Genomic DNA, 20,273 nt, shown 5'->3' with positions numbered 1-20,273 from the left:
GACACAGTAGGGGGTCGGGCGCGGGTCCGGCGGTCAACCGTTCGGCGGTGGATCCGTCGGCACGGGAACCGATCCCGGCGTCCGATGCGCGCGGCGTTCGGTCACGGTCGCAGCCCGGACAGCAACTCGAGGATCACCCGGGCCGCCTGCTCGCGCGCGAGCGCGGGATCGGCCGCGCGCACCGCGGCGAGGGAGATCTCGGTGATCGCACCGAAGACGGCCGCGGCGACGAGCTCGTCGGGGTGTGGGCGGATCGCCCCGGACTCGCGCAGGGCCCGCACGTCGTCGAGAACCAGTCCGCCCAGGTGCCGCCGATCCAGCTCGCGCCACCTGTCCCACCCGAGCGCCACCGGACCCTGCAGCAACACGATCTCGCGGTAGTCGGGCTCGGCACAGATCGCCAGGAACGCGTCGAGGCCGGCCGAGTGTCGCCGCCACACGTCCTGGTGCGCGGCCATCGCGGCGACCACCCGTTGCGCCGCGCGTTCCTCCTGCTCCTCGAACACGGCCTCGAACAGGCCCTGCTTGCCGTCGAAATGGTGGTACAGCGCACCCCGGGTGAGCCCGGCGGTCGCGACCAGCTCCTCCGCCGACACCGTCCCGTAGCCGCGCTCGACGAACAGCGCGACACCGGCGTCGAGCAGCGCCCGACGGGTGCTCTCCGCGTACTGCGCGCGCCGCCCGACCTTGACATTCGCCATGCACCTTGTATAACACATACAGACTGTATGTGACATGCACCACGCATGAGAGGAGTGGACGAGATGAATCACACCGAGGTGGACGTGGCGATCGTCGGAGCCGGCGTGGCCGGCCTGGTCGCGGCCCGCGACCTGGTGCGCGACGGGCACGACGTGACCGTGCTCGAGGCGCGGGACCGGGTCGGCGGACGACTGCTCAACGAGCGGCTGCCGGACGGCCGACCGATCGAGGTCGGCGGACAGTGGGTGGGCCCCGGGCAGGACCGGGTGCTCGCACTGCTCGCCGAACTCGGACTCGACACGTTTCCCACCCACGACACCGGCCGGCACATCGCCGAGTTCGCGGGCACCAGCACCACGTACACGGGCCGCGTCCCGAAGCTGAATCCGATCGCGCTCGCCGACATCGCGCAGGCGCAGTACCGCATCGACCGCGCCGCGCTCCGGATCGTGGTGGACGCGCCCTGGTCCACCCCCGGCGCCGCCGGCCTCGACGGCCAGACGTTCGGCACCTGGCTCGGGCGGCGGGTGCACACCCGCGCCGGCCGCTCGTTCATCCGGTTCCTCTCCCAGGCGGTCTTCTCGGCCGACCCGGAGGACCTGTCCGCGCTGTCGGCGCTGTTCTACATCGGGGCGGCCGGAGGCCTGGATCCGCTGATCAACACGCGCGGCGGCGCCCAGCAGGATCGGGTGGTCGGCGGCACCCAGGCCCTGCCCCTCGCGCTGGCCGCCGAACTCGGGGACCGGGTGGCGCTCGACTCACCGGTGACCACGATCGACTGGGACGAGTCGGGCGCACGCCTGCACACGGCCGGCGGCACCGTCGTCGCCGCGCGGCGGGTCGTGGTCGCGGTGCCACCCCCGCTCGCCGCCCGGATCCGCTACACCCCCGGACTGCCCGCCGATCGCGACCAACTCCTCCAGCGCATGCCGATGGGCCGGGTGATCAAGATCAACGTCGTCTACGACGAGCCGTTCTGGCGGTCCGAGGGGCTCAGCGGACAGGTCACCAGCGATCGGCGTGCGTTCGGACTCGTGTTCGACAACACCCCGCCGTCGGGATCGCACGGTGTGCTGGTCGGCTTCCTGGAGGGCACCCACGCCGACGAGGCCGCGCGCCGCACGCCCGCCGACCGCCGCGCGGCCCTGCTCGACGACCTGGTGGCCTACTTCGGGCCGGCCGCGGCCCACCCGATCGACTTCATCGAAAAGGACTGGGCCGCAGAGGAGTTCTCCCGCGGCGGGTACGGCGCGTTCATGACGCCGCGCGCCTGCACGCGGTTCGGCGCGGCCCTGCGCGCGCCGGTCGGGCCGCTGCACTGGGCCGGGAGTGAGACCGCCACCCGATGGTGCGGCTACATCGACGGCGCCGTGGAGTCCGGCCACCGCGCCGCGCGGGAGGTGCACCGGGCCGAGCGCCCGGCGACCCGCTCGGCCGCAGGCTAGCCGATCCGGAGCGGGTCGATCTGGATCCGCACCGTCCCGGGCTCGCGTCGGGCGCTGCGCACGGCCTGTGCGGCGGCGAGCGCCCGCGCGAGCGCTCCCCCGGCCGCCCGCGGTGCCCGCAGCAGCATGCGCTCGACCTCGCCGGATTCGACGCCCTCACCCGCGGACGGAGGCCGTTCCCCCGGAGGCAGCGGCACCGGGCCGAGGAGCTCGACGTCGCCGGGCAGCTGGGCGGCGGCGAGCAGGGACTCGATCGCGGCGTGGTCGCCGTCGACCGCGGCCATGTGCACGGTCGGCGGGAACCGGACCTCGGCGCGCTGCTCGAGCTGGGCTCGCGCCGCCCCGACCGGGTCCCAGCGCACCAGCGACTGCACGACCGGAATCGACGACTCCGCGACCACGACGACCCGCCCGCCGTCCGTCGCCGGGCGCACCAGCGCGCCGGCGGTCATCCACCGCCGCAGCGTCTCCTCCTCGGCCCGCAGGTCGGCGCGGCCGAGCAGCGCCCAGCCGTCGAGCAGCAGCGCGGCGCCGTAACCGCCGGGCATCACCGGTTCCGCACCGACGGTCGACACCACAAGGGCCGCACCGGGTTTCACGGTCGTCAGGACCTCGCCGCCGCCGGAGGTGCGCACCGGGAAGCTCGGGAACGCCCGGCCGAGCTCCTCGGCGGTGCGGCCCGCACCGACGACCACCGCCCGCAGTTGCCGGGACCCGCACACCCCGCACCGGTGGGTCGCGTCCGCGACACCGCACCAGCGGCAGGCGGGTGTCCCGGCACCGTCCGGCCCGGCCGCGGACGGCAACGCGAGCGGACCGTTGCAGCGCCGGCACCGCGCGGGGGCACGGCACTTGCCGCACGCCAGCGACGGCACGTACCCGCGGCGCGGAACCTGCACCAGGACGCCGGCCCCGGCGGCCAGCGCCTCCCGCGCGGCGGCGAACGCGATCGCAGGCAGCCGCGCCGCGCGGGCGCCGGGGTCGCGGGCGAGGGCGTGGTCGCTGTCGGCGAGCGCGGTCACCTGCGGGGCTCGTTCCCGGACCGTCGCCCGCTCCGCGACCAGGTCGTTCGCCCACCCCGAGTCGACCAGCGCCTGCGCCTCGACGGTGCGGGCGTGGGCCCCGACCAGGGCCGCGCATCCGGTCGCGTGGGCGCGCAGCAGCGCCACCTCCCGGGCGTGCGGGTACGGCGCCCGGGGCTCGGCGTACAGGTCGTCGCCGTCGTCCCACACCGCGATCAACCCGAGGTCGGGGACCGGCGCGAACACGGCACTGCGCGTTCCGACGACCACCTTCGCGGTGCCGCGCAGGGCGGCCAACCACCGGCGGTACCGCACCGCGGGCCCGAGACCGGCGGCGAGCGGGGCCACCAGGGCGTCGCCGAGGACGTCGGTGCACGCCTGCGCGACCCGGTCGAGGTCCTTCTGGTCGGGTACGACGAGGACCGCCGACCGTCCCCGGTGTGCGACCGCGGCAGCCAGCTCGGCGAGCCGGCGGGGCCAGTCCTCGCCCGGCAGCGCCTGCCACACCGCGCGTGGGCCGCGACCGGCCGTCACCGCCGACAGGTAACTCTCGCCGTACCGGTACGCCGCCCACGGCTGCGGGTCGATCTCGCCGGCGAGGGCCTCCGCCGGGACCGGCGGCGGCTCGGCCTCGACGCGGGCGTGCCGGGGCGGGATCGCCAGGCGCAGGACGTCCGCGCGGGTGCCCGCGTAGCGGGCGGCGACCGCGTCGACGAGCACGACGAGTTCGGGCGTCAGGACCTGCTCGGCGGACACCACCCGGTCCAGCCAGCCGAGCTTGCCGGTGTGGGTGCTGGATTCGGCGCGGGCCAGCAGGTACCCGTCGACGAGCCGTCCGGCGAACCGCACCCGCACCCGCACGCCGGGCCGGGCCTGCTCGTCCAGTTCCCGCGGGATCAGGTAGTCGAACTCCCGGTCCAGGTGTGGGAGCGGCAACAGCGGCAGGACCCGCGCGACCGGCAGCTCGGCGGCGGCCTCGCGGGCCGCCGTCACCCGGCCCACCCGGCGGAATGACGCGAGCCGCCCACCGGTTCCGGTGGGCGGCTCGACGCGCGCTGCATCTACCTACAGACCGGCGGCCGCGCGCAGCTTCTCGGCGCGGTCCGTGTGCTCCCACGGCAGGTCGACGTCGGTGCGGCCGAAGTGGCCGTACGCCGCGGTCTGCGCGTAGATCGGACGCAGCAGGTCCAGGTCGCGGATGATCGCGCCGGGCCGCAGGTCGAAGATCTCCGAGATCGCGGACTGGATCCGGGCCGGGTCGGTCTTCTCGGTGCCGAACGTCTCGACGAACAGGCCGACTGGGGCGGCCTTGCCGATCGCGTACGCGACCTGCACCTCGATGCGGTCCGCGAGACCCGCCGCGATCGCGTTCTTCGCGACCCAGCGCATCGCGTACGCGGCCGACCGGTCGACCTTCGACGGGTCCTTGCCGGAGAACGCGCCGCCACCGTGACGGGCCATGCCGCCGTAGGTGTCGACGATGATCTTGCGGCCGGTCAGACCGGCGTCACCCATCGGTCCGCCGAGCACGAACTTGCCGGTCGGGTTGACCAGCAGGCGCACGTCGGAGGTGTCGAGGGTCTCGCTGGCGAGGTCGGTGAGCACCGAGCCGAGAACCTTCTCCCGGATGTCCGGGGTGAGCAGGTTGTCGAGATCGATGTCGGCGGCGTGCTGGGTGGACACGACGACGGTGTCGAGACGAACCGGCCGGTCGCCGTCGTACTCGATCGTCACCTGGGTCTTGCCGTCGGGCCGCAGGTAGGGCAGGACCCCGGTCTTGCGGACCTCGGTCAGCCGACGCGAGAGCCGGTGGGCCAGGGCGATCGGCAGCGGCATCAGCTCCGGGGTCTCGGTGCAGGCGTACCCGAACATCAGGCCCTGGTCACCGGCGCCCTGCCGGTCGATCTCGTCGTCGGCGCTGCCCTCGACGCGGGCCTCGTGCGAGTGGTCGACACCCTGGGCGATCTCCGGCGACTGCGAACCGATCGCGATGTTCACGCCGCAGGAGTTGCCGTCGAACCCCTTCGCGGACGAGTCGTAGCCGATCTCGAGGACCTTGTCCCGCACGATCTTCGGGATGTCCGCGTAGGCGGAGGTGGTGACCTCGCCGGCGACGTGGACCTGGCCGGTCGTGACGAGGGTCTCCACCGCGACACGGCTGTGCGGATCCTGCGCGAGCAGCGCGTCGAGCACGGAGTCGCTGATCGCGTCACAGATCTTGTCCGGATGCCCCTCGGTCACGGACTCACTGGTGAATAGCCGACTACCGGACTTGCTCACAGAACTCCCTCTCACCCACTGACGATGTGTACCGGACACGACCCTAGCGTCTGCTCGGTCTGATACGAACAATTCGAATCGGACAGCCGCGAAGGCCGTTGCCCGATCACGACTTCACCCTACGAGTTTCCGGCGTGACCGGCACCCGCGACCCGCCCTAGGACCCCGCCCCGGCCCGAGCGATCAGGTCGGTCACCGCATCGAGCACCCGGCTGGCCATCAGCGCCTTCGACCCGTGCGCGAGCGCGTGCTCGGATCCGTCCGCGGCGAGCAGCCAGCCGTCGTTGCTGTCCACCTCGAACGCCTTGCCCTCCCCGACCGCATTGACGACGAGCAGGTCGCACCCCTTGCGAGCGAACTTCTCGCGGGCGTGGGTGAGCACGTCGCCGTACTCGTCGCCGGTCTCGGCGGCGAACCCGACGATGCGGGTCGCGGCGGGCAGGCCGCCGTCCCGGCGGGCCTGCACGAGGCCGGCGAGGATGTCGTCGTTGCGCGTGAGCGGGATGGTGTCCGGCTCGCCGGCACCCTTCTTGATCTTGCTGGTGGCGACGGTGACCGGCCGGAAGTCGGCGACGGCCGCGGCCATCACGACCGCGTCGGCGCCGTGCGCGGACTTGTCGACCGCCTCCTTCATCTCCTGTGCGGTCCGGACCCGGATCACGTCGACGGCGGCCGGATCGGCCAATTCGGCGGTGTAGCCGGCGATCAGGGTGACCCGGGCGCCGCGCTGGGCGGCGAGCCGCGCGATCTCGTACCCCTGCTTGCCGGAGCTGCGGTTGCCGAGGAACCGGACCGGGTCGAGGGGTTCGCGGGTGCCGCCGGCCGAGACGACGATGCGACGGCCGTCGAGGTCCCGGGGCAGCGCGTCGGCGCGTTCCATCAGCAGGTTCGCCAGCCCGGCGATCTCGTCGGGTTCCGGCAGCCGGCCCGCGCCGGTGTCCTTGCCGGTCAGCCTGCCGGACGCCGGTTCCATGACGACGACGCCGCGGGAGCGCAGCGTGGCGACGTTCGCGACGGTCGCGGGATGCTCCCACATCTCGGTGTGCATCGCGGGGGCGAACAGGACCGGACAGCGGGCGGTCAGCAGGGTCGCGGTGAGCAGGTCGTCGGCGCGGCCGTGCGCGGCCCGCGCCATCAGGTCGGCGGTGGCAGGCGCGATGACGACCAGGTCGGCCTCCTGCCCGAGGCGCACGTGCGGAACCTGCGGCACGTCGGCGAACACACCGGTCTGGACCGGGTTGCCGGACAGCGCCTCGAAGGTGGCCCGCCCGACGAACTCCAACGCCGAGTCGGTCGGCACCACACGGACGTGATGCCCCGCCTCGGTGAAGCTGCGGATGATCGAACAGGCCTTGAAAGCGGCGATACCGCCGCTCACCCCGACGACGATGCGTCGCGGTGAGCCGGCGGTATCGGAATGCGAATCCGTCACGGACGTCACAGTATCCGTCCGGTCGGGGTCGGGGTGGAGCGGGTCACTCGCCCTCGGTGTGCTCGAGCAGGTCGGAGTGGATCTCGCGCATCGCGATCGACAGCGGCTTCTCCTGCAGGCCCGGCTCGACCAGCGGGCCGACGTACTCGAGGATGCCGTCGCCGAGCTGGTTGTAGTAGTCGTTGATCTGGCGGGCCCGCTTGGCCGCGTAGATCACCAGCGCGTACTTCGAGGAGGTGCGCTCGAGCAGCTCGTCGATCGGCGGGTTCGTGATGCCCAGCGGGGTGTCGTACGCCGGGATGCCGTGACGATCGGTCGCGACTGCGGTGGTTGCGCTCACTGGCAGGTCTCCTACGGTTGAGAATCGAGCGGTTGAGAATCGAGTAGCAGCGACAAGCGGTGTTAGTTCGGGTTGCCGACCAACAAGGATACCAACTCGTCGCAGGCGAGGTCGACGTCGTGGTTGACGATGACCTCGTCGAACTCGCCCTGGGCGTCGAGTTCGGTCCGTGCGGTCTCGAGTCGTCGGGCGACGGCGTCGTCGGATTCGGTGCCGCGGGAGGTCAGCCGCGAGACCAGTTCCTCCCAGCTCGGCGGCGCCATGAACACCAGCACCGCCTCCGGCATCGCCTGCCGCACCGCGCGGGCACCGGCCAGGTCGACCTCGACCAGGACCGGGTGTCCGGCCGCCATCGCGGCCCGGACCGGTGCGGCCGGGGTGCCGGACCGCTGCAGTCCGCCGTGGATCTCCGCCCATTCGAGCAGCTCGCCGTCGGCGATCATCCGGTCGAACTCGGCCGCGGAGACGAACCGGTAGTCGCGTCCGTCCACCTCACCCGGCCTGGGGGCTCTCGTCGTCGCAGACACGCTGAAGACCAGGTCGGGCAGTCGGTCGTGCAGTTTGCGCACCACGCTGGACTTCCCGACGGCGGAGGGGCCGGCCAGTACCACCAGCCGGCCCCTCCGCACTGCGTCGCTCCCGGCCTGGACGGCCGGGTCGGTCTCGCGGTCTGACACGTTGCGTGCGTCAGCCACCTGTGATCTCAGGCCTCGAAATCGAACCTGGTCAGCAGGGCCTTGCGCTGGCGGTCGCCGAGGCCGCGCAGGCGGCGGGTCGGGGCGATCTCCAGCTCGGTCATGATCTCCTGCGCCTTGACCTTGCCCACCTTGGGCAGGGCCTCGAGCAGCGCCGAGACCTTCATCTTGCCGAGGATCTCGTCCTCTTCGGCATCCTTGAGGACCTGCTTGAGGTCGGTGCCGCCGCGCTTGAGGCGCTCCTTGAGCTCAGCCCGGGCCTTGCGGGCGGCAGCCGCCTTCTCCAAAGCAGCAGCGCGCTGCTCATCGGTCAACTGGGGAAGGGCCACGGTTCCTCCGTCTCGTCGTGTGCAATGTCTACAACCCCCGGATAACCAGGGGCGATAGCGACCGTACTCACGCCGGGCGCCGATTGCTAACCCACCCCCGAACTGCGGCGGCAAATCCGGTCGGCTATGCGAGCGCGGCCTCGACGTCGTCGCGAACCCGCCGCGCGGCGTCCCGCAGCGCCTGCACCGCCGGACCGTGCCGCAGAACGTCACGAGAAGTGTTGGGCAACAACAGTTCTCGTGAGTCGGAAAAAATCTCTGCGAGATCGGACACGGTCGCACCCTGGGCGCCGAGCCCCGGCGCGAGGATCGGACCGGTGAACTCCGACAAATCCAGGCCGTGTCCGCGTGTCGCACCGACGACCAGGCCGATCGTGTCGTTGCCGTCCCGATTCTGCGCGACGGCGGCGTCCACGATCGACTGCGCCACCGTCGGCCCCGGCCGGGCAGCGGTGGGCCCCTGCCCAGTGGAAACGCCGTCAGCGGCGGTCCTGGCGGCCTGCAATGCACCACCCTCGGGGTTCGAGGTCCGCGCCAGCGCGAACAGCCCGCGGCCCGTCTCACCCGCCAGCGTGACGGCGGGTTCCAGCGCGCCGAACCCGAGGTACGGCGACACCGTCAGCGCGTCCGACCCCAGCGGCGAGCCGTCCCCGAGCCAGGCCTGCGCGTACGCCGACATCGTCGACCCGATGTCGCCGCGCTTGGCGTCCGCGACCACCAGGGTCCCGGCCTCCCGCAGGGCCGCGATCGTGCGTTCGAGGACGGCGTAGCCGGCGGACCCGTACGACTCGAAGAACGCCACCTGCGGCTTGACCAGCGCCACCTCACCGGCGAACGCCTCGACGCAGATGTCCGCGAAGCGCGCGACCCCGTCCGCCGTCTCGGGCAGGTCCCACGACCGCAGCAACGGCGGATGCGGGTCGATGCCGACGCACAGCCGGCCCCGGCTCCGGACCGCGGTCCGGAGCCGGGTACCCCACGCGGTCCGGCTCACTGTGCCGCTTCGCGCTGCGTGGGCTCGCGCAGGACGGCGTGCAGGTCCTGCAGGGAGCGCACCCCGATGTCGCCGCGGATCCCCGCCTCGATGCCCTGCACGGCCGCCGAGGCGCCCTGCACGGTGGTGATGCACGGGATGCTGGCGGACACGGCCGCCGCCCGGATCTCGTACCCGTCGACGCGCGGACCCGAGTTGCCGTACGGGGTGTTGATCACCATGTCGACGTCACCGGCCTTGATCCGGTCGACGATCGTGACGGCCCCCGCAGGCAGGTCCTCACCGGACTGCTTGTACACCTGCTGGCACTCGATTCCGTTGCGGCGCAACACGTCCGCAGTGCCGACGGTCGCGAGGATCTCGAAGCCGAGGTCGGCGAGCCGCTTGACCGGGAAGATCAGCGACCGCTTGTCCTTGTTCGCGACCGAGACGAAGACCCGGCCGCTGGTCGGCAGCGACCCGTACGCGGCGGTCTGGCTCTTGGCGAACGCGGACCCGAAGTCGGCGTCGATGCCCATCACCTCGCCGGTCGACTTCATCTCCGGGCTGAGCAGCGTGTCGATGCCGGTTCCGTCGGCGCGGCGGAACCGGTTGAACGGCAGCACCGCCTCTTTGACCGCGATCGGCGCGGACATCGGCGCCTCGCCGCCGTCGCCGGTCGCGGGCAGGATGCCCGAGGCCCGCAGCTCGGCGATCGACTCGCCCAGCATCACCCGGGCACACGCCTTCGCCAGCTGCACCGCGGTCGCCTTCGACACGAACGGCACCGTCCGGGACGCGCGGGGGTTGGCCTCGAGGACGTAGAGGACGTCGTCCTTGAGCGCGTACTGAACGTTGAGCAGGCCCTTGACCCCGATGCCCTTCGCCAGCGCCTCGGTGGACCGGCGCACGTTCTCCAGGTCGGCGCGCCCGAGGGTGATCGGCGGCAGTGCGCACGCCGAGTCGCCGGAGTGGATGCCGGCCTCCTCGATGTGCTCCATCACGCCGCCGAGGTACACCTCGGTGCCGTCGCACAGCGCGTCGACGTCGATCTCGACGGCGTCGTCGAGGAACCGGTCGACCAGCACCGGGCGGTCGTCGGAGATCTCGGTGGCCCGGGAGATGTAGTCCCGCAGGGACGTCTCGTCGTAGACGATCTCCATGCCGCGGCCGCCGAGCACGTACGACGGTCGCACCAGCACCGGGTAGCCGATACCGGCGGCGATGTCCCGGGCGCCGTCGAACGTGGTCGCGGTGCCGAACTTCGGCGCGGGCAGGCCGGCCTCGGTCAGGACGCGGCCGAACTCGCCGCGGTCCTCGGCCAGGTCGATGGCCTCGGGGCTGGTCCCGACGATCGGCACCCCGGCCTCCTCGAGCCGGCGGGCCAGGCCGAGCGGGGTCTGGCCGCCGAGCTGCACGATCACCCCGGCGACGGTGCCCGACGCCGACTCCGCGCGGTACACCTCCAGCACGTCCTCGAACGTCAGCGGCTCGAAGTACAGCCGGTCGGCGGTGTCGTAGTCGGTGGAGACGGTCTCCGGGTTGCAGTTGACCATCACGGTCTCGTACCCGGCCTCGGACAGCGTCAGCGCCGCGTGCACGCACGAGTAGTCGAACTCGATGCCCTGGCCGATGCGGTTGGGGCCGGAACCGAGGATCAGCACCTTGGGCTTCTCCCGCTGCTCGGCCACCTCGGTCTCCGCCGCGGGGTCCAGCTCGTACGTCGAGTAGTGGTACGGCGTCCGGGCCTCGAACTCGGCGGCGCAGGTGTCGACGGTCTTGTACACCGGGTGCACGTCGAGCTCGTCGCGCAGCGCGCGCACCGCGTCCTCCGCCGCCCGCTCGTCGCTGCCGAACTGCTGCGGGCGCAGCGCCGCGATCTGGCGGTCGGAGAAGCCGTGGTGCTTGGCGAACCGCAGCTCGGTCTCGCCGAACGTCTCGGCGGCGCGCAGCTTCTCGCCCAGCTCGACGATCTGCTGCATCTGGTCGAGGAACCACGGGTCGATCGCGGTCGCCTCGAACACCTGCTCGACCGTCGCGCCGAGCTCGAGGGCCCGTGCGACCTGGTAGATGCGGCCGTCGGTCGGGACCGTGATCGCCTCGAGCAGCTCGTCGAGCGTGCCCTCCACCTCCGGGCCCGTCCAGTAGCCCGCCCGCTTCGTCTCGAGCGACCGCAGCACCTTGCCGAACGCCTCGGTGAAGTTGCGGCCGATCGACATCGCCTCGCCGACCGACTTCATCGTCGTGGTCAGTGTGCCGTCGGCTCCGGGGAACTTCTCGAACGCGAACCGCGGGGCCTTGACCACGACGTAGTCGAGCGTCGGCTCGAAGCAGGCCGGGGTCTCCTTGGTGATGTCGTTGACGATCTCGTCGAGCGTGTAGCCGATCGCCAGCTTGGCCGCCATCTTCGCGATCGGGTAGCCCGTGGCCTTGGACGCCAGCGCCGACGAGCGCGACACGCGGGGGTTCATCTCGATGACGACGAGACGGCCGTCCTTCGGGTCCATCGCGAACTGGATGTTGCAGCCGCCGGTGTCGACGCCGACCTCGCGCAGGATCGCGATCGAGAGGTCACGCATCTTCTGGTACTCGCGGTCGGTCAGCGTCATCGCCGGGGCGACGGTCACCGAGTCGCCGGTGTGCACGCCGACCGGGTCGACGTTCTCGATCGAACACACGATGACCACGTTGTCGCGGCCGTCGCGCATCAGCTCGAGCTCGTACTCCTTCCAGCCGAGGATCGACTCCTCGATCAGGACGTTCGCGGTCGGCGACGCGGCCAGGCCGCCGCCGGCGATGCGCTCGAGGTCGGCCTCGTCGTACGCCATGCCGGAGCCGAGGCCACCCATCGTGAACGAGGGCCGCACGACCACCGGGTAGCCGAGCTCGGCGACGGTGTCGCGCACCTCCTCCATCGTGAAGCAGACCCGCGAGCGGGCGGACTCGCCGCCGACCTTGGCGACGATGTCCTTGAACTTCTGCCGGTCCTCGCCGCGCTGGATCGCGTCGAAGTCGGCGCCGATCAGCTCGACGTCGTACTTCTCGAGGATGCCGCGCTCGTGCAGCGCGACCGCGGTGTTCAGCGCGGTCTGCCCGCCGAGGGTGGCGAGCACGGCGTCGATCTTGTTGCCCTGCTCGGCTTCCCGCGCGATGACCTTCTCGACGAACTCGGCGGTGATCGGCTCGACGTAGGTGGCGTCGGCGAACTCCGGGTCGGTCATGATCGTGGCCGGGTTGGAGTTGACGAGGGAGACCCGCAGGCCCTCCTCGCGGAGGACACGGCACGCCTGGGTGCCGGAGTAGTCGAACTCACAGGCCTGGCCGATGACGATCGGTCCGGAACCGATCACCAGGATGTGCTGGAGATCTGTGCGGCGTGGCATTACTTCGTGGCTCCTTCGAGCAGGCTGGTGAAGCGGTCGAACAGGTATGCGGCGTCGTGCGGTCCGGCCGCCGCCTCCGGGTGGTACTGCACGGAGAAGGCCGAGCCGTCGAGCAGGCGCACGCCCTCGACCGCACCGTCGTTGGCGCAGGTGTGGCTGACCTGCGCACGACCGAACGGGGTGTCGAACTCCTGGCCGGCCTCGCCCTCGAGCGCGAACCCGTGGTTCTGCGCGGTGATCGCGATCCGGCCGGTCTCGTGCTCGACCACCGGGATGTTGATGCCGCGGTGACCGAACTTCATCTTGTAGGTCCCCAGGCCCAGTGCCCGGCCGAGGATCTGGTTGCCGAAGCAGATGCCGAACAGCGGCAGCCCCTGTCCGAGCACCTCCTTCGTCAGGTGCACGGCACCGTCGGCGGTGGCCGGGTCGCCGGGACCGTTCGACAGGAACACCCCGTGCACGTTCAGGTCCAGGATCTGTTCGAGGCTCGCCGTCGACGGCAACACGTGCACCCGGATGCCGCGCTGCGCGAACATCCGCGGGGTGTTGGTCTTGATGCCGAGGTCGATCGCGGCGACGCTGAAGCGGGCCTCGCCGCCGACCGGCTCGATCACGTACCCGGCGTCGGTGCTGACCTCGCGGGCCAGGTCGGCGCCGAGCATCGACGGCTGACCCTTGACGTCCGCGAGCATCGACGCGTCGTCGACGAGTGCGGACCCGGAGAACACGCCGGCGCGCATCGACCCGCGCGTGCGCAGGTGCCGGACCAGCGCGCGGGTGTCGATGCCGGCGATCCCGACGACGCCCTGCGCGACCAGTTCGTCCTGCAGCGAGCCGGTGGCCCGCCAGCTGGAGGTGGTCCGCGACGGGTCCCGGACCACGTACCCGGCGACCCAGATCTTGTTCGACTCGCCCGACGCCTGCCTGCCTGCGGACAGCGCCTCGCCGTCCTCGCCGTTCCAGCCGGTGTTGCCGATCTGCGGGGCGGTGGCCACCACGATCTGGCGGTGATAGCTGGGGTCGGTGAGGGTCTCCTGGTAGCCGGTCATGCCGGTCGAGAACACCGCCTCGCCGAGGGTCCTGCCGACGGCGCCGAACTCGACGCCACGGAAGATCCGTCCGTCCTCGAGGACCAGGGCCGCGGGCCCACCTTGCACGATGCTCACGCTTTCTCTCCGTTCACCCAGATCGGGTACACACTCTTGTCGTCTCCGCGGAATCCGGTGTCGATCTCCGTTCCGGTGGGCAGTTCCCACCGGATCACCAGGACTGCGTCCTTGCTCATGACCTTGCCCGCCAGGCCGCGTTCGGTCCGGATCGCGCGGATCGACTCCTGCGGGATCCAGATCGCCGCCGCCCCGTCGCGTTCGAGCAGCACGCCCTTCTCGTAGCGGCTCAGGTCGCAGGTCGCGCGAAATCCGAGGTCGCCGACCGCGATCCGGTCCTGCCAGCTCGGGGCGATCGTGCTGCCGACGTAGAGGCCGCTGCTCGGGGCGATCAGCTGTGCACCGAGCACGTCGGGGACGGCGGGCAGCTGCCCGATCCGGTCCCGCTGCCGCTTCGCCCGGCCCCTCCAGCCCCAGTACATCAGCGCGACCATCGCCACCCAGAACAGGACGAAGACGAGGGTCAGCACCGGTCTGCTCATCGCTGCACCACCGAGCCGAGGACCGTGGGACGGCCGCGCAGCAGCGTCGCGGTGACCTTGGCTCCGAACGTCATCGCCTCGTACGGCGTGTTGTTCGCGATCGACGCGAGCGCGGGCCCGTGGACGGTCCATTCGTGGTTCGGGTCCACGAGGGTCAGGTTGGCGGGCTCCCCGACCGCGATCGGGCGGCCCTGGTCGGGCAGTCCGACGATCTCGGCGGGCCGCTCGCTCATCACCCGGGCCACTCCGCGCCAGTCCAGCAGACCGGGCTCGACCATCGTCTGCGCGATGATCGCCAGCGCGGTCTCGAGACCGAGCATGCCGGGCCGGGCCTGCGCGAACTCGCAGCACTTGTCCTGCTCGGCGTGCGGGGCGTGGTCGGTGCCGACGCAGTCGACCGTGCCGTCGGCGAGGGCCGCGCGCAGCGCCTCGACGTCGGAGCGCTCCCGCAACGGCGGGTTGACCCGGTTCACACCGTCGTAGGTCTCGAGCCGGGAGTCGTCGAGCAGCAGGTGGTGCGGGGTGACCTCCGCGGTGATCGAGATGCCTTGCCCCTTGGCCCATTTCAGCAACTCGACGGTCCCCGCGGTCGAGGCGTGGCAGATGTGGACGCGGGCGCCGGCGTCCCGGGCGAGCAGCGCGTCGCGGGCGACGATCGACTCCTCGGCCGCGCGGGGCCAGCCACCGAGCCCGAGCCGTGCCGCGGTCGGGCCCTCGTGCGCGACGGCGTCGACCGTCAGCCGCGGCTCCTCCGCATGCTGGGCGATCAGCACGCCGAGCGCGCTCGAGTACTCGAGCGCCCGCCGCATCATCAGCGGGTCGTGCACGCAGTGGCCGTCGTCGGAGAACATCTTGACCTGCCCGACACCGGCGGCCATCGTCGCCATCTCGGCGAGCTGGGTGCCCGCGAGACCGACGGTGACGGCCCCGACCGGGTGCACGTCGACGAGTCCGACCTCCTGGCCGCGGCGCCACACGTGGTCGGTGACGACGACCGAGTCGGCGACCGGGCTGGTGTTGGCCATCGCGAACACCGCGGTGTAACCGCCGGCCGCGGCCGCGGCCGAACCGGACTCGATCGTCTCGGTGTCCTCGCGACCGGGTTCGCGCAGATGGGTGTGCATGTCCACGAAGCCGGGCAGCAGGATCTGGCCGGCGGCGTCGACGACGGTCGCGCCCTCGGCCGCGGCCGGCCCGGATCCGATCTCGACGATCTCGCCGCCGCGGATCAGCACGTCGGTCGGGTCGCCCTCGCCGTAGAGCAGGGCACCGGCGATCAGCACGTCACGATCGCTCACAGCACGGCCCCCTCTTCGGTCCCGACCAGCAATCCGAACAACACAGCCATGCGGATGTGAACTCCATTCGTAACCTGCTGCAGCACAGCAGTTTTCGGTGAATCTGCGACGGCGGACGCGATCTCCATGCCGCGCAGCATCGGACCGGGGTGCAGCACGACCGCGTGCTCGGGCAGCAGCGCGAGGCGTCGCTCGTTGAGGCCGTAGGTGATCGAGTACTCCCGCGGGGACGGGAAGAACCCGCCGTTCATCCGCTCGGCCTGCACCCGCAGCATCAGCACCGCGTCCAGTCCGGGCAGTTCCGCGTCCAGCGAGTGCGCGACCGTCACCGGCCAGCTCGACACGCCGACCGGCAGCAGCGTCGGCGGTGCGACCAGCACCACCTCGGCGCCGAGCATCGACAGCAGGAAGGCGTTGGAGCGGGCGACCCGGCTGTGCAGGATGTCGCCGACGATCGCGATCCGCTTGCCTGCGATGTCCCCGAGCCGCTGCCGCAGCGTCAGGGCGTCGAGCAGCGCCTGCGTCGGGTGCTCGTGGGTGCCGTCGCCGGCGTTGATCACGGCCGGTCCCCCACCGTTGCCGTCGCCGGTCCACTCGGCGATCCGGTGTGCGGCCCCCGACGCCGGGTGCCGGACGATCAGCGCGTCCGCGCCCGCGGCGTGCAGCGTCAGCGCGGTGTCGCGCAGCGACTCGCCCTTCTTCACCGACGAGCTGGACGCGCTGACGTTGATCACGTCCGCGCTCATCCACTTGCCTGCGACCTCGAACGACACCCGGGTGCGGGTGGAGTTCTCGAAGAACACGGTCATCACGGTGCGACCGCGCAGCGTCGGCAGCTTGCGGACCTCGCGGCCCAGCAGCGCCTGCTGGAATCGTTCGGCCTCGTCGAGCAGCGCGGTGGCCGACTCCGCGGTCAGGTCGGTGACCGAGAGCAGATGCTTCACTGGGCGGTTTCCTCGTTCTTTCCGCTGCTGAGCGTGACGGCGTCGACGCCGTCGTGTTCGACGAGCAGCACGTGGACGTCCTCGCTGCGCGCGGTCGGCACGTTCTTGCCGACGTAGTCGGCGCGCAGCGGAAGTTCGCGATGGCCGCGGTCGACGAGGACCGCCAGCTGCACGGCGCGCGGGCGACCCAGGTCGCGGAGCGCGTCCAGCGCGGACCGCACCGAGCGGCCGGAGAAGAGCACGTCGTCGACGAGGATCACCAGCGTGTTGTCGACGCCGCCCTCGGGAACCGAGGTGCGTTCGAGCGGCCGGTGCGGCTTGGTGCGCAGGTCGTCGCGGTAGAGCGTGATGTCGAGCGAGCCGACCGGCGGGCGGACCCCGGAGAACTCCTCGACCTTCGCGGCGAGACGGTGCGCGAGGATGGTGCCGCGGGTCGGGATGCCGATCAACACCACCCGAGGTGGATCGGTGTCCGCGTCCAGCGCGGTCTTCTCGATGATCTGGTGCGCGATCCGGGCGACCGTGCGACCGACGTCGGCAGCGGAGAGCAATTCCCTGCCGGAGGGTGTGGGTGCCGAGGAGTCGGCAGGCGTGGACAAGCTGGACCTCCTTCTCCGCCTCTCGGGACGGATCGTTAAAGGATGTCTGACGCCGCTCAGCCTATCAGCGTGGCCCGGGCCGACCCGCACCCACGCGGGGTGTGATCAGCCACATCCCGGGCCCCGGGACGACGAACGCCGCGGACCATTCGGTCCGCGGCGTTCGGTGCCTGCGTCGGCGCTCAGGACGCGCCGGACTCGCCCTCGGCGGCCGGGTGCGGCTGCGCGGTCGCGGCGGCCGCGGCCCGCACCTGGGGCGCGACCAGGACCACCTGGCCGAGGATGCCGTTGATGAACGACGGCGATTCGTCGGTCGACAGCTCCTTCGCCAGCTCGACCGCCTCGTCGACGGCCACGACCGGCGGCACGTCGGTGGCGTGGAACAACTCCCACACCGCGATCCGCAGGATCGCGCGGTCGACGGCCGGCAGCCGGTCGAGGGTCCAGCCCTGCAGGTGGTCGGCGATGACCCGGTCCAGCCGGTCCAGGTTCTCCGCGACGCCGGTCACGACGGTGACCGTGTACGGGTTCACCGGCGCCACGGTGTCGTCCTTGCCGGACAGGTCGACCCGTTCGGCGGCGAGGTTCACCGGGTCGAGGTCGCGCGCCTCCGCCTCGAACAGGAAGTCGACGGCACGCTTGCGGGCCTTGTGCCGGGCCCCGAGCTTCTTCTGGCTACCGGACACGCTACGAGTTCACGCGACCCAGGTAGTTGCCGTCACGCGAGTCGATCTTGAGCTTGTCGCCGGTGTTGATGAACAGCGGGACCTGCACCTCGGCTCCGGTCTCGAGGGTGGCGGGCTTGGTGCCGCCGGTGGAGCGGTCGCCCTGCAGTCCGGGATCGGTGTGCTGGACCACGAGCTCGACGGTGACCGGGAGCTCGACGAACAGCGGGGCGTCCTCGTGGGTCGCGACCTGGACCTGCATGTTCTCCAGCAGGAAGCGTGCGCCCTCGCCGACCGTCGCCTCGCCGATCGAGATCTGGTCGTAGGTGGCGCCGTCCATGAAGACGTAGTCACTGCCGTCGTGGTACAGGTACGTCATGTCGCGGCGGTCGACGGTCGCCGTCTCGACCTTCACGCCGGCGTTGAAGGTCTTGTCGACGTTCTTGCCGGAGAGCACGTTCTTGAGCTTGGTGCGAACGAACGCGGGGCCCTTGCCCGGCTTGACGTGCTGGAACTCGATGATCTGCCAGAGCTGGCCCTCGATCTTCAGCACGAGCCCGTTCTTGAAATCACTGGTGTCAGCCACTGGCTTCGCGTCTCCTTGTCAGACGATTGTCAAATCTTTGCTGGTGAGCGTCAGGAGCTCGGGCTCCTGCTCACGAACCACGAGGGTGTCCTCGATCCGCACGCCTCCGCGCCCGGAGAAGTACACCCCCGGCTCGACGGTCACCGCAGCACCGGCTAGCAGTGTACCGGTGCCCGCCTTGCCGATCCCCGGCGCTTCGTGGATCTCGAGGCCGACGCCGTGTCCGAGACCGTGCAGGAACAGCTCCCCGTAGCCCGCGTCCTCGATCACCGACCGGGACGCGGCGTCCACGTCACCGACCGGGACCCCGGGTGCCAGCGCGGCCCGCCCGGCCGCCTGCGCCCGGAGCACGAGGTCGTACAGGTCGCGCTGCCACTGCTGCGCGGCACCGAGCACGTAGGTGCGGGTCATGTCGGAGTGGTACCCGGCGACGGTGGCACCGAAGTCGAGTTTGACGAAGTCCCCGGACGCCAGCACCGCGTCGGTCGGGCGGTGGTGCGGGATCGCCGAATTCGGCCCCGCCGCGACGATCGTCTCGAACGAGATGCCGTCGGCGCCGTGTTCGAACATCAGGAACTCGAGCTCGCGGCCGACCTCCCGTTCGGTGCGGCCCGGGCGCAGGCCGCCGCGTTCGATCAGCACGGCCAGCGCCAGGTCGGCCGCCGCGCACGCCCGGCGCAGCAGGGTGACCTCGTGCTCGTCCTTGACCTCCCGCAACTGCTCGACCAGGGCGGGACTGCGGGTCAGGGTCAGGTCGGGGGTCGCGGACTGCCACCCGGCGAGCGCGTCGACTGTGACGACGTGGCTCTCGAACCCGACCCGGAGACCGGGCCGCTCGGCCGCCCTCCGGATCAGTGCCCCGGCACTCGCGCGGTCGATCACGGCGGGCAGGTCCGGGACCTGCTCCCCCACCTGGATCAGGTACCGGCCGTCGGTGCAGATCAGGGTGCGCTCCTCGGCGCCCTGCTGGTCGGCCGCGTCGACGAGCAGGGCGGCGTTCGAGCCGGTGAAACCGGTCAGGTACCGGATGTTGAGCAGGTCGGTGACCAGCAGGGCGTCGAGGTCGCGGTCGGCGAGCAGACGGCGCAGGGCCGCCCGCCGGGCCCCGTGATCGGCAGTGGACATGGGACCAAACTACGACAGCCCACCCGTGCGCGGCCGCCCGAATCGGCGGTGTCTGTCACTGCTGGTGTCGGTTGAGTCACAGCGGCAGCGTGACGCTCGTTACGCTGTGCGCATGAACCCCTGGATTGTTCGTGGACTCGGTATGACATTCGTGCACGTCATGACGCGCGTCGTGCTCGGTGTCGCCATCACCGCGTGGCCCCTGCACGGCTCGCTGATGCGCTGGCTCGGCATCGTCGTCGTCGTCCTCGCGGCACTGATCTGGGCGGGTCTGGACGGTATCCGTGACGCCCGGGCGCACCCGTCCGAGCGGGAGGAGGCCGACCTGACGATGACCTGGCTGAAGGCCGGTGCGGTCGCGGGCCTGCTCTCCGGCGCGATCTGCTGGGTGATCGGCGCCGTCTCGGATGTCGCTCTCGGCGAGAACACGCTGTTCTTCGAGCTCACGTCGGGTGCGGCGTTCACGCTGCTGCTGGTGTTCGTGCCGGCGATGGCAGCGGTGGCGGTCGGCCGCTTCATCGTGCACCGCGAGACGGACAAGGCCGAGCAGGCGGCCGTCGCCGCTCCGGTGCCGGTCGCGGTCGGCGCTGCGGGCGCCGTCTCCGACGTCGAGGCGACCGAGCAGTGGTCACACGAGACCGGCGACGACGGGTACGCCTTCGCCGAGGGCCCCTACTCGGACGACGCGCCCACGGAGGTGTTCCGGGCCCACGACGCCGGCCAGGCCGGCCACCGCGCCGACGACGACGCCGCCGACACCGAGGTGTTCCGCGCGGTCCAGCCGCCGAAGGAGTAATTGCCGCTGCG

At 71.5% G+C, this 20,273-nt stretch carries 19 protein-coding genes; 2 read left to right on the top strand and 17 right to left on the bottom strand.

Annotation, left to right across the window (positions count from 1 at the left end; all coding sequences use genetic code 11):
- Positions 1 to 101: 101 nt before the first annotated feature.
- Positions 102 to 701 (bottom strand): TetR/AcrR family transcriptional regulator, encoded by a 600-nt coding sequence (locus ABD951_RS02725; protein WP_345341870.1) that lies wholly within the window; start codon positions 699 to 701, stop codon positions 102 to 104.
- A 63-nt stretch (positions 702 to 764) separates the two neighbouring features.
- On the opposite strand from ABD951_RS02725, the gene ABD951_RS02720 reads away from it, so the two are divergent.
- Positions 765 to 2,147, top strand: a complete 1,383-nt coding sequence (locus tag ABD951_RS02720; RefSeq protein WP_345341868.1) for a flavin monoamine oxidase family protein — start codon at positions 765 to 767, stop codon at positions 2,145 to 2,147.
- Here the strand turns inward: ABD951_RS02720 and ABD951_RS02715 are convergent.
- From ABD951_RS02715 to ABD951_RS02640, 16 genes are all read right to left on the bottom strand, one after another.
- Positions 2,144 to 4,162, bottom strand: coding sequence for a primosomal protein N' (locus ABD951_RS02715; RefSeq protein WP_345341866.1), 2,019 nt, complete (start codon positions 4,160 to 4,162; stop codon positions 2,144 to 2,146). The two genes, ABD951_RS02720 and ABD951_RS02715, sit on opposite strands and share 4 nt — an antisense overlap.
- A gap of 72 nt (positions 4,163 to 4,234) precedes the next feature.
- On the bottom strand, positions 4,235 to 5,449 hold the full coding sequence (metK, locus tag ABD951_RS02710) for a methionine adenosyltransferase (protein WP_345341864.1): 1,215 nt from the start codon (positions 5,447 to 5,449) through the stop codon (positions 4,235 to 4,237).
- A gap of 157 nt (positions 5,450 to 5,606) precedes the next feature.
- Complete coding sequence (gene coaBC, locus ABD951_RS02705; protein WP_425569757.1) at positions 5,607 to 6,881, bottom strand: bifunctional phosphopantothenoylcysteine decarboxylase/phosphopantothenate--cysteine ligase CoaBC; 1,275 nt, start codon at positions 6,879 to 6,881, stop codon at positions 5,607 to 5,609.
- 43 nt (positions 6,882 to 6,924) lie between these two features.
- Positions 6,925 to 7,221, bottom strand: coding sequence for a DNA-directed RNA polymerase subunit omega (rpoZ, locus tag ABD951_RS02700; protein WP_050066003.1), 297 nt, complete (start codon positions 7,219 to 7,221; stop codon positions 6,925 to 6,927).
- 62 nt (positions 7,222 to 7,283) lie between these two features.
- Entirely contained in the window at positions 7,284 to 7,832 is a 549-nt protein-coding gene (gene gmk, locus ABD951_RS02695; RefSeq protein ID WP_345342013.1) for a guanylate kinase, read from the bottom strand.
- Positions 7,833 to 7,924: 92 nt separating this feature from the next.
- Entirely contained in the window at positions 7,925 to 8,245 is a 321-nt protein-coding gene (gene mihF, locus ABD951_RS02690; RefSeq protein ID WP_142101778.1) for an integration host factor, actinobacterial type, read from the bottom strand.
- A gap of 124 nt (positions 8,246 to 8,369) precedes the next feature.
- Positions 8,370 to 9,239, bottom strand: a complete 870-nt coding sequence (gene pyrF / locus ABD951_RS02685) for an orotidine-5'-phosphate decarboxylase (protein WP_345341854.1) — start codon at positions 9,237 to 9,239, stop codon at positions 8,370 to 8,372.
- Positions 9,236 to 12,601 (bottom strand): carbamoyl-phosphate synthase large subunit, encoded by a 3,366-nt coding sequence (gene carB, locus ABD951_RS02680; RefSeq protein WP_345341852.1) that lies wholly within the window; start codon positions 12,599 to 12,601, stop codon positions 9,236 to 9,238. Before carB ends, pyrF begins: the two co-directional genes overlap by 4 nt.
- A complete protein-coding gene (gene carA, locus ABD951_RS02675) occupies positions 12,601 to 13,767 on the bottom strand; it encodes a glutamine-hydrolyzing carbamoyl-phosphate synthase small subunit (RefSeq protein ID WP_345341849.1) in 1,167 nt (388 codons plus the stop codon). The genes carB and carA overlap by 1 nt, the downstream gene beginning before the upstream one ends.
- Positions 13,764 to 14,249 (bottom strand): PH-like domain-containing protein, encoded by a 486-nt coding sequence (locus tag ABD951_RS02670; RefSeq protein ID WP_345341847.1) that lies wholly within the window; start codon positions 14,247 to 14,249, stop codon positions 13,764 to 13,766. The genes carA and ABD951_RS02670 overlap by 4 nt, the downstream gene beginning before the upstream one ends.
- Positions 14,246 to 15,547 carry a dihydroorotase gene (locus ABD951_RS02665; protein ID WP_345341845.1) on the bottom strand — a complete coding sequence of 434 codons (1,302 nt, stop codon included), beginning with the start codon at positions 15,545 to 15,547 and terminating at the stop codon, positions 14,246 to 14,248. The genes ABD951_RS02670 and ABD951_RS02665 overlap by 4 nt, the downstream gene beginning before the upstream one ends.
- Entirely contained in the window at positions 15,544 to 16,491 is a 948-nt protein-coding gene (locus ABD951_RS02660) for an aspartate carbamoyltransferase catalytic subunit (protein WP_345341843.1), read from the bottom strand. Before ABD951_RS02660 ends, ABD951_RS02665 begins: the two co-directional genes overlap by 4 nt.
- Positions 16,488 to 17,090 carry a bifunctional pyr operon transcriptional regulator/uracil phosphoribosyltransferase PyrR gene (gene pyrR / locus ABD951_RS02655; RefSeq protein WP_345341841.1) on the bottom strand — a complete coding sequence of 201 codons (603 nt, stop codon included), beginning with the start codon at positions 17,088 to 17,090 and terminating at the stop codon, positions 16,488 to 16,490. Before pyrR ends, ABD951_RS02660 begins: the two co-directional genes overlap by 4 nt.
- Positions 17,091 to 17,272: 182 nt before the next feature.
- Positions 17,273 to 17,776 (bottom strand): transcription antitermination factor NusB, encoded by a 504-nt coding sequence (gene nusB / locus ABD951_RS02650; RefSeq protein WP_345341839.1) that lies wholly within the window; start codon positions 17,774 to 17,776, stop codon positions 17,273 to 17,275.
- 1 nt (position 17,777) lies between these two features.
- On the bottom strand, positions 17,778 to 18,341 hold the full coding sequence (gene efp, locus ABD951_RS02645; RefSeq protein WP_345341837.1) for an elongation factor P: 564 nt from the start codon (positions 18,339 to 18,341) through the stop codon (positions 17,778 to 17,780).
- An 18-nt stretch (positions 18,342 to 18,359) separates the two neighbouring features.
- Positions 18,360 to 19,466 carry an aminopeptidase P family protein gene (locus ABD951_RS02640; RefSeq protein ID WP_345341835.1) on the bottom strand — a complete coding sequence of 369 codons (1,107 nt, stop codon included), beginning with the start codon at positions 19,464 to 19,466 and terminating at the stop codon, positions 18,360 to 18,362.
- A gap of 112 nt (positions 19,467 to 19,578) precedes the next feature.
- Here ABD951_RS02640 and ABD951_RS02635 point away from each other — a divergent pair, with 112 nt between their 5' ends.
- Positions 19,579 to 20,262: a B-4DMT family transporter gene (locus ABD951_RS02635; RefSeq protein ID WP_345341833.1), complete on the top strand. Its 684-nt coding sequence runs from the start codon at positions 19,579 to 19,581 to the stop codon at positions 20,260 to 20,262.
- Positions 20,263 to 20,273: the final 11 nt, after the last annotated feature.

It is taken from the genome of Rhodococcus olei, from assembly GCF_039540555.1.
In the GTDB taxonomy this organism is placed as follows: domain Bacteria; phylum Actinomycetota; class Actinomycetes; order Mycobacteriales; family Mycobacteriaceae; genus Rhodococcus_G; species Rhodococcus_G olei.
This window is presented reverse-complemented; position numbering and strand designations above follow the sequence as displayed.